Source organism: Micromonospora maritima, assembly GCF_902825405.1.
Classification (GTDB): Bacteria; Actinomycetota; Actinomycetes; order Mycobacteriales; family Micromonosporaceae; genus Micromonospora; species Micromonospora maritima.
Genome location: NZ_CADEAU010000199.1, coordinates 1 through 9464 on the forward strand (window position 1 = coordinate 1; position 9464 = coordinate 9464).

General features: G+C 73.9%; 7 protein-coding genes and 1 pseudogene. 4 read left to right on the forward strand and 4 right to left on the reverse strand.

Annotated elements, in window-relative coordinates; all coding sequences use genetic code 11:
• Positions 1–556: DICT sensory domain-containing protein (locus HUW36_RS18140; RefSeq protein ID WP_281357534.1), on the reverse strand; the 556-nt coding region annotated here is incomplete at its 3' end.
• A 138-nt stretch (positions 557–694) separates the two neighbouring features.
• On the opposite strand from HUW36_RS18140, the gene HUW36_RS18145 reads away from it, so the two are divergent.
• Both HUW36_RS18145 and HUW36_RS18150 read left to right on the forward strand, forming a co-directional pair.
• On the forward strand, positions 695–1561 hold the full coding sequence (locus HUW36_RS18145; RefSeq protein ID WP_174529262.1) for a PDDEXK family nuclease: 867 nt from the start codon (positions 695–697) through the stop codon (positions 1559–1561).
• Between the two features lie 298 nt (positions 1562–1859).
• Positions 1860–3134, forward strand: a complete 1275-nt coding sequence (locus HUW36_RS18150; RefSeq protein WP_174529263.1) for a hypothetical protein — start codon at positions 1860–1862, stop codon at positions 3132–3134.
• A 191-nt stretch (positions 3135–3325) separates the two neighbouring features.
• On the opposite strand, the gene HUW36_RS18155 is transcribed toward HUW36_RS18150, so the two are convergent.
• A complete protein-coding gene (locus HUW36_RS18155; protein ID WP_174529264.1) occupies positions 3326–3673 on the reverse strand; it encodes a histone-like nucleoid-structuring protein Lsr2 in 348 nt (115 codons plus the stop codon).
• 244 nt (positions 3674–3917) lie between these two features.
• Here HUW36_RS18155 and lon point away from each other — a divergent pair, with 244 nt between their 5' ends.
• The gene (gene lon, locus HUW36_RS18160) at positions 3918–6254 is read left to right on the forward strand and encodes an endopeptidase La (protein ID WP_174529265.1); all 2337 of its coding nucleotides are present in this window, start codon (positions 3918–3920) and stop codon (positions 6252–6254) included.
• Between the two features lie 139 nt (positions 6255–6393).
• Here the strand turns inward: lon and HUW36_RS18165 are convergent, their stop codons facing one another.
• Both HUW36_RS18165 and HUW36_RS18170 read right to left on the reverse strand, forming a co-directional pair.
• Positions 6394–8109, reverse strand: coding sequence for a DEAD/DEAH box helicase (locus tag HUW36_RS18165; protein WP_174529266.1), 1716 nt, complete (start codon positions 8107–8109; stop codon positions 6394–6396).
• 117 nt (positions 8110–8226) lie between these two features.
• On the reverse strand, positions 8227–9054 hold the full coding sequence (locus HUW36_RS18170; RefSeq protein WP_174529267.1) for a hypothetical protein: 828 nt from the start codon (positions 9052–9054) through the stop codon (positions 8227–8229).
• A gap of 132 nt (positions 9055–9186) precedes the next feature.
• Here HUW36_RS18170 and HUW36_RS18175 point away from each other — a divergent pair.
• Positions 9187–9464, forward strand: a pseudogene (locus HUW36_RS18175) (histidine kinase); the annotation flags it as partial.

Consider the following 9464-nt stretch of genomic DNA (forward strand, 5'->3'; position numbering starts at 1 on the left):
CTTCCGATCTCTCGGCCCGGGACTCGCCCGGCCCGGCCGGGATCTCCCGGACCCGGGCCACCGCCTCGTCCAGCGCGGACCGCGCCGCGGCGGGCAGGCGCTCGGCGAGCCGCTCCCGCAGCCGGATCACCTCGTGCAACGCCTCGTCCCGGCGGAATCCCCAGCGTCCGTCGAAGAGCCGGCCGGCCTCCAGGGTCGGCGCCGGCGCGACCTCGCCCCGGTCGTACGCCACGAGCGTGGCCCCGAAGCGCGGGGTCAGTGCCACCACGCTCCACTCCCGGGCCAGGTCCTCGGTCTCGTCCAGCGCCACCCCGTACGCCCCGTCGGGCAGGTCGGGCGGGGGACCGCCGACCATGCCGACCACGGTGACGGCGGCCCGGCCGGCGATCCGCCGGTAGATCTCCCGCTCGCGGTCGAAGTACGGCAGTCGCTGGAACAGCGCCAGCACGACCAGCGGGCCGTCCTCGGCCTCGGCCAGCGCGGCGCGTTCGATGGCGTGGGATACGGCGACGAGGCTGCGTTTGGTGAATCGCTCCGGGGTCCGTCCGCTGTGCACCCGCCGAGCCTAGAGGGCCGGACCCGGGTGGCGCACCGGTCGGCGGGTGCCCGGATTCCCCCGCACCGCCGAGGCGGCCGCCATGATCGACGCCCTACACTCGGGCGTCGAGGCGAACGACGGACGGATTGTGGCGAGATGACGAGTACCGGCAGCGTGGCCGCGTCCTGGTTGCGGCCGGTCCCGACGGGCGTGCCGCCCCGGTTCGCCCGCGCCGGCCACGTCGGGTACGCCGACCGGCGCCTCGGCGAACTGGTCCAGGGCCGGCCGCCGGGGGTCACCGGCAGTCAGTGGAGCACCGCCGGCCGGTCCGGCCTGGACCTGGTGGTGTGCGCGGCGGACACCGGACTTCCGCGCTTCGCCGTACGGTTCGCCGCGCCGGCGGCCGACGGGTCACCGGCCCGGCGCGCGGAGCGGTTGACCGACGCGGTCTGCGCCGCCGTCGGGCTGCCGCTGGTGCGGGTCGAGTCGCCGACGCTCGGCGGAGCCGACCACGCGCGCCGGTTCGCGGAGTACGTCGTCGACGCCCGGGACTACGCCGCCGGCACCGACCCGGACGACGGGGACACGACCGGGTTCCGGGACATCGAGGGCCGGCTGCCGGACGGCCGGCGGGGCCCGGTCAACGACCTCGGCGCGCTGGCCCGGGCCGACGCCGTCGAGGCGTACGTGGCGGGCCGGCTGGCCGACCCGATCGTGCGCGGCCTGCACGTGCGGTGGACCGACGGCCCGGCGGAGGGCTGGGGCTGGGTCGAGGTGCGGCCCGGTCGTTGCCTGCGGGAGCGGGTCCGGCTGACGTCCCGGGGGTTCGCGTGCGGCGTGGAGCCGGGCCGGCTCGCCGAGGACCTGGCGGTGGCGGCGCTGGGGGAGCGGCTGCGTGACCTCGACGCGGCGGCGCCGTCCCTGGTGGACCGGGACGATTTGCGCGGGTGGGTGCGGCGCCTCGCCGACCAGCGGGACTCGTTCGACGGCGGGTTCGCCTTCGACCACCTCTGGGTCGACTGAACCGGGCCGTCGCGGCGCGCTGATTTTTTCCGATCTCCGGTTGAACCTTCGCCGTCGGCGTTCCGTACCTAAGCGGGAATGGACGCAGATCTTCCCGCCGCGCCCGGACGGCGCGGAGACGGTGCGGAAAGGGCACCGTCGGCCATTGACGCGCGACCCGAGCGTCGCAGTGATCTCACCCCGAGAATTCGTCGTTCCGCCGGGATCACCAGTCAACTACCGGATCGAGAAGGAGAGCAATTCGATGCGCAGGTCCACACGGGCGCGCCGGTCATCCGGTAACGCGCGGAGCAAGCGGATGCTGGCCGTGGTCGGCACGCTCGCGGTCTTCGGCGGCATCGTCGCCGTCACCCAGATCTCGTCCGCCCAGGACCGGCGGACGACCACCCGCGCGGCCTCGGCGTCCTGCGTGGCCCCGAGCCCGGGGGCGACCGCCCCGGGCGGCCAGGGCAGCACCACCCGCACCTGGCAGAACGGCCGCTGGGTCCGCAACCACTGGGGCGACGGTCAGATGTCGTCGGCCGAGTGCCAGCAGACCCGGGGCGGCGGCGCGGGCGCCGGCACCCCGACCGTGGCCTGCCCCGACGTCCGGGGCAAGCTGCCGCAGGTGCCCGGCCGGGCGCGTGCCGAGGTGGACCGCAACCTGGCGCTGCTGGAGAGCCAGATCGCCGAGGCGAACCGGCGGCTCGCTGGGGACGGCCGCAACGGCGGTGACTTCATCAACAACGCCATCCTGCGTCCGCTCGCCGACAAGCGCACCGCGACGATCAACCGGATCGCCACCGCGATCGGTCGTGGCGGCCAGCGTCCGCAGGGCCTGGAGCAGCTCGCCCAGTGCGCCCTCGCCGACAACGCCCAGAACGGCGGCCAGAACGGCGGCGGCCAGAACGGCGGCCAGAATGGTGGCCAGAACGGTGGCGGTCAGAACGGCGGCCAGACCGGTGGCAACACCGGGGGCAACACCGGGGGCAACAACGGCGGTCAGAACGGCGGCAACAACAACGGCGGCCAGAACGGCGGCAACAACGGTCTCCAGGTGCTCGCCAAGGACTGCAGTGGCAGCCAGTTGGAGGCGCACAACGGTTTCCAGAACGGCAACCGTTGCGTGAGCACCGCGTTCGGTGAGGTCGGTGCCGCGGCCAACAACCCCTCGCTGCTCATCACCCAGTTCCCGAACCAGGTGCAGCGCAACCAGCCGTTCACGCTCCGGGTCACCACCAAGAACCTGGTGCGGGACCGCTTCCTCGCCGCCGGCCAGGGCGGCTACTACCTGGAGAGCTCGCTGCTCAACGGCCAGGGCCTGGTGCGCGGCCACTTCCACACCGCCTGCCGGATGCTCGGCAGCACCCGGCAGCCCCCGAACCCGCAGGACGTGCCCGCGTTCTTCGTCGCCACCGAGGACGGCCGGGGCGGATCCCAGCCGGACGACGTGCTGATCCAGATCCCGGGCCTGCCGGAGTCCGGCCTGGCGCAGTGCTCGGTCTGGGCCGGTGACGGCTCGCACCGCATCCCGATGATGGAGCGGGCCAACCAGACCCCCGCCATCGACGTGGTGCGCATCCAGGTCAACTGACGCCCCACCCGCACCACGGAGCCGCCCGGGACCCCTCCCGGGCGGCTCCAGCGTCGTTGCGGCCGAGTCGCGGGGAAAATTGGTGCCGGTGGGATCGGGGGGTGTGAAAATTGTCGACCTGGAAAAAGTCGACGGGGCCACGCCGATTTCTCAGCGTGACCCCGGGATGCCCGACGGTGAACCGGGAGGGTTCAGCGGTTCTTGTAGGCCTCGACGACCGAGACCGGGATGCGACCCCGCGCGGAAATCTCGTGGCCGTTCTTGGTGGCCCATTCGCGGATGGCGCGGTTCTGCTCGCGGTCCATTCCCGAGGTGCTCGGCCGGGTCGCGCGCCGGGTCGCGCGGCCGGCGTCCGCCGGGCCCCGACCGATTCGCCTGCCAGCGCTGATGTACGGGTCGAGCGCCTTGCGCAGGACACCGGCGTTCTCGTCGGAGACGTCGATCGTGTACGCCACGCCGTCCAGGCTGAACTCGACGGTCCGATCGGCCTTTCCGCCGTCGAGGTCGTCGGTCAGAACGGTGATTACTTTCCTTGCCATCGCCATTACTCCCTGTGTCGGGCGGGGTGTGGCTAAGAGTTTGACCTACCAAGCGGTAATTTCGCAACAATACCCGACTCCTGCCATTCGGCGGGTCGCGTAAACGGGGCGCGGCAAATGGGGTCGGCGCGCGGGGAGTCGGTGCGGATCGCGCGCGGACGTGGCGTGGGTCACAAGCCGGAACAAGGGGCACGGTTTGTTACTTGAGCCAGACACGCTCAACCAACGTGATGGCAGGTGTTCGATGGCAACTCTTCCGGTACTTCCCCTGACCGACGCCGTCCTGCTGCCCGGGATGGTCGTCCCGGTGACCCTCGACCCGACCACCCAGGCCGCGGTCGACGCGGCCCGGGCCACCGGCGACAAGCAGCTCCTGGCCGTGCCCCGCATCGACGGCGAGTACGGCCCCGTCGGCGTGGTCGCCACGATCGAGAAGGTCGGCCGGCTGCCCGACGGCGAACCGGCCGCCGTGGTGCGCGGTATCGCCCGCGCCCGCATCGGCTCCGGCGTACCCGGTCCCGGCGCGGCCCTCTGGGTGGAGGCGACCGCCCTCGACGAGCCCGCCCCGGCCGGCCGGGCCCGGGAACTGGCCCGCGAGTACCGGGCGCTGATGACCTCGGTGCTCCAGCAACGCGGCGCCTGGCAGGTCATCGACGCCATGGAGCGGATGACCGACCTCTCCGAGCTGGCCGACTCGGCCGGCTACGCGCCCTGGCTCAGCCTGGCCCAGAAGACCGAACTGCTCGCCGCGCCGGACGTCACCGCCCGGCTGGAGCTGCTCGTCGGCTGGGTGAAGGAGCACCTGGCCGAGCAGGAGGTCACCGAGCAGATCAACAGCGACGTCCGCGAGGGGCTGGAGAAGTCCCAGCGCGAGTTCCTGCTCCGCCAGCAGCTCGCCGCGATCCGCAAGGAACTGGGCGAGGACGAGCCGGACGGCTCGGCCGACTACCGGTCCCGGGTCGAGTCCGCGGACCTGCCCGACACGGTGCGCGAGGCGGCGCTGCGCGAGGTCGGCAAGCTGGAACGGGCCAGCGACGCCTCACCGGAGGCGGGCTGGATCCGTACCTGGCTCGACACCGTCCTCGAGATGCCGTGGAACACGCGTACCGAGGACAACACCGACCTCGGCGCGGCGCGGGCGGTGCTCGACGCCGACCACGCCGGGCTGGCCGACGTCAAGGACCGCATCCTGGAGTACCTCGCGGTCCGCAACCGGCGCGCGGAGCGCAACCTCGGCGTGGTCGGCGGTCGCGGCTCCGGCGCGGTGCTCGCCCTCGCCGGCCCGCCCGGCGTCGGCAAGACCAGCCTCGGAGAGTCGGTCGCCCGGGCGCTCGGACGCACCTTCGTCCGCGTGTCGCTCGGTGGCGTCCGCGACGAGGCGGAGATCCGGGGCCACCGGCGCACGTACGTCGGCGCGCTGCCCGGCCGGATCGTGCGGGCGCTGCGGGAGGCCGGTTCGATGAACCCGGTCGTGCTCCTCGACGAGGTCGACAAGCTGGGCGTGGGCTACTCCGGCGACCCGGCGGCGGCCCTGCTGGAGGTGCTCGACCCGGCGCAGAACCACACCTTCCGCGACCACTACCTCGAGGTCGACCTCGACCTGTCCGACGTACTGTTCCTGGCCACCGCCAACGTGGTGGAGAGCATCCCCGGCCCGCTGCTGGACCGGATGGAGCTGGTCACCCTGGACGGCTACACCGAGGACGAGAAGGTGGCGATCGCGCGGGACCACCTGCTGCCCCGGCAGCGGGAGCGGGCCGGGCTGACGGCCGAGGAGGTGACCGTCGCCGACGAGGCGCTGGCGCTCATCGCCGGTGAGTACACCCGGGAGGCCGGGGTCCGGCAGCTCGAACGGGCCCTCGCCAAGATCCTGCGCAAGGTGACCGTGGCGTTGGCGTCCGACCCGGCGCCGGTCCGCGTCGACACCGGCAACCTGGCCCGGTACCTGGGCCGGCCCAAGTTCACCCCGGAGTCGGCGGAGCGCACGGCGGTGCCCGGCGTGGCGACCGGCCTGGCGGTCACCGGCGCCGGCGGGGACGTGCTCTTCATCGAGGCCACCGGCATGGAGGGCGAGCCGGGCCTGACCCTCACCGGTCAGCTCGGCGACGTGATGAAGGAGTCGGCGCACATCGCGCTGTCGTACCTGCGCTCCAACGGTCGACGGCTCGGCATCGACCCGAACGCCCTCGCCGGCCGGCGGATCCACGTGCACTTCCCGGCGGGCGCGGTGCCCAAGGACGGGCCGAGCGCCGGCATCACCATGGTGACCGCGCTGGCCTCCCTGGTCACCGGCCGCCCGGTGCGGCCGGAGTTCGGGATGACCGGCGAGGTGACGCTCTCCGGCCGGGTGCTGCCCATCGGCGGCGTGAAGCAGAAGCTGCTCGCCGCGCACCGGGCCGGCCTGACCGAGGTGATCATCCCGAAGCGCAACGAGCCGGACCTGGACGACCTGCCGGCCGAGGTGCGCGCGGCGCTGACCGTGCACACGCTGGCCGACGTCGCGGACGTGCTCGCGCTGGCGCTGCGCCCGGCCGAAGTCGACGCGCAGACGCTGGGCGGCCAGCCCGTCGCTGCCGCCTGAGGTGAAAGGAGGGCCCCCTGTTAACGCCTCGTGCATTGCAGGGGGCCCCTCTTAACAGGGCCGTGGGAGGGGTGCGCCGGCGGCACGGGTGTAACAGGGGGCCCCTGCTCTACCGCTGGCGTTAACAGGGGGCCCTTCCTTACCGGCGGTCGTCGCCGTCGCGGTCCCGGCGGACGGTCGCCTTACGCCCCTTGATGGTGCTGCCCCGCAGTCCCCGGATCACCTCGTCGGCCATCGCCTGGGGCACCTCGACCAGCGAGAACCGGTCCGCGATCTCGATCGAGCCGATGTCGCGCCCGTTGACCCGGGTCTCGCCGGTGATCGCGCCGACCAGGTCCTGCGGCCGGACCCCGGCCCGCCGGCCCAGCCCGATGAAGACCTGCGCGGTGCCCGCGCCCCGGGACCGGGTGCCGCCGCGTCGGTCCCGGCTGTCGTACCCGGGCCGCGCCTCCCGGTTCGGACGGACGGCGACCTGGGGGATCTCCTCCTCGTCGGCGGTGCCGGGCAGGGTGGCCTCGTGCGCCAGCCGGACCGCGGCGAGCGCCACCTCCATCAGGTCGAACTCGTCGGTCAGCGACTCGACGACCGCCCGGAACGGCTCCAGGTCGTCCTCCAGCAGCGACTCGCGCACCGCGGCCTGGGTCAGCTCGAAGCGCCGGGTCCGCAGGTCGGCCACCGTGGGGATCTTGTCGACCGAGATCCGCTGGCCGGTGACCCGCTCGATGGTCTTGAGCATCCGGTGCTCGCGCGGCTCGGCGAGAGTGATCGCCACGCCCTCCCGGCCGGCCCGGCCCACCCGGCCGATGCGGTGCACGTACGACTCCGGCGCCGAGGGCACGTCGTAGTTCACCACGTGGGTGAGCTGTTCGACGTCCAGCCCGCGGGCCGCCACGTCGGTGGCGACCAGCAGGTCCGCGGTGCCGGCGCGCAGCCGACCCATGACCCGGTCCCGCTGCTCCTGGCTCATTCCGCCGTGCAGCGCCTCGGCCCGGTAGCCCCGGCCGTTCATCGTCTCGGTGAGCCGGTCGACCTCCTCCCGGCTGCGGCAGAAGACGATCGCGGCGGTGGGCGACTCCACGTCCAGCACCCGACCCAGCGCGGCCGGCTTGTGCGCCCGCGCCACCAGGTACGCGCTCTGCCGCACCCGCGGCGCCGCCCCGGCCACCGGCTGCTCGCGCTCGATCCGGATCCGGACCGGGTCGGTCAGGTGCTGGCGGGCCAGGCCGTCGATCCGGGCCGGCATGGTGGCCGAGAAGAGCACCGTCTGGCGGCCCTCGGGGGCGTGCTCCAGGATCGCCTCGATGTCCTCGGCGAAGCCCATGTCGAGCATCTCGTCCGCCTCGTCCAGCACCACCGTGGCCACCGACCCCAGCCGCAGCGTGCCCCGGGCGATGTGATCGAGGGCCCGGCCGGGCGTCGCCACCACCACGTCCACCCCGTGGTCGAGCGCGCGCAGCTGCCGACCGATCGGCTGCCCGCCGTAGATCGGCAGCACCCGGGCGCCCAGGTCCTTGCCGTAGCGGTGGAACGCCTCGGAGACCTGCACGGCCAGTTCCCGCGTCGGCACCAGCACCAGCGACACCGGGTCGCCGCCCGATCGGTCCGTCGGCATGCGCTGCAGCAGCGGCAGGGCGAACGCGGCGGTCTTGCCGGTGCCGGTGGCCGCCTGACCGAGCAGGTCCTGACCGGCCAGCAACGGCGGGATGGCTTCCCGCTGGATCGGGGTCGGCTCCTCGTAGCCGAGGGCGGCCAGCGCGCCCAGCAGTTCGGTGCGCAGCCCGAGATCCGCGAAGGCGATGGCGTCCTCGGCGTCGGCGGGCGGGGCGGGGTCGGTCGGGGTCGGTGCGGCACTCATGTGGCAAGCCTTTCATCACCGCCCGACGGCGGTCGCGGCGACCGGCGCAAACGTTCGCCGCACCACCCCGGCGTCCGTCCGGCGGGTGAGCCGGCCGGGCCCCGTGCCCCGGCCGGCTCACCCGGACGCGACGGCCAGCAGGGTGGTCACCCCCACCGCCACGTCCAGCACCACGCACCACTGCGCGTACCCGCGCGGCACCACCGCGCCGGTGCGGTGGTGCCACAGGTCCCAGCCGGCGTGACCGAGCCAGCCCAGGCCGACGAGCGTGCCGGCGACCCCGGCCGGCGTGACCAGCGCCACGGCCGCCAGGCCGCCCCAGACGGCCAACCCGACGAGCTGGACGGCGAGCTGCCGCCGCTCGTCGAGCCGTCGCCGCCAGGCGCCGATGACCAGGTAGCCCCCCGGCAGCACCAGCAGCGACCACGGCGGGACCACGGTCGGGGCGAACCACATGTCGGCGGTCATGAGCAGCGCCAGCCCGACCGGCCAGCGACGTGCCACGGCCGCCGCCACCGGGTGCCGGCGGGGCGGCGCGGCGACCGGGTGCCGGTGCCGCAACGCCACCAGCGCCATCGCCGGCAGCATCAGCAGGTGACCGCCGAGCAGCAGCGCGTCGTCCCCGACCCACCCCGCCCACCAGAGCGGCAGGAGCATAAGGAACGGCACGTACATGGCCGCGCTCATCTCCGCGGTGGCGGCCCACGCGTCGCCCCGGTACCACATCCAGGCGACCATGCCCAGGGCCATGTTCGTCGCCATCACCAGCGCGCCCACGTCCGGCCGGGCCAGCACGCCGGCGCCGCCCAGCACCTCCCCGCCCACCCGCCACAACGGGCCGAGCAGCACCATTCCGGCCACCATCGCCACGACCATCCCGGCCAGGTGCCGGGCCCGGCCCCACCCGGCCCACCGCCGGGGTACGTCCACCGTCATCTCCGTCATGCCTCGACCCTGCCCGTGTCGCGCGCACCGGGACAGGCGCGTACGTCATCGCGAATCCGTGCGGAACGCACGGGTAGGTCGTGACATTCGGCAACCCTCGCGCGTCCCCGGCACCACCTAGGATCGGCGGGCATGACTGTCGGTTCGGCGGACCACCGGCTGCGCCGGGCTCGGCGGGTCACCCTGCTGTCCCTGGCCACGAACGTGTGGACCACGGTGCTGCTGCCCGCGGTCGGCCTGACCCGGGAGCCGGATCCGCTGCGGGCGACGCTGGGCGCCGTCGGGCTGCTCGCCTTCACGGTGGCCCAGGTGGCGGTGCTGCACGCGGCGGTGACGCCGTGGCTCGCCACCGCCGCCCGGCGGCGTCGGCACCTCGCGCTGGTGGCGGCCGCTCTGCTCAGCCTGCCCCT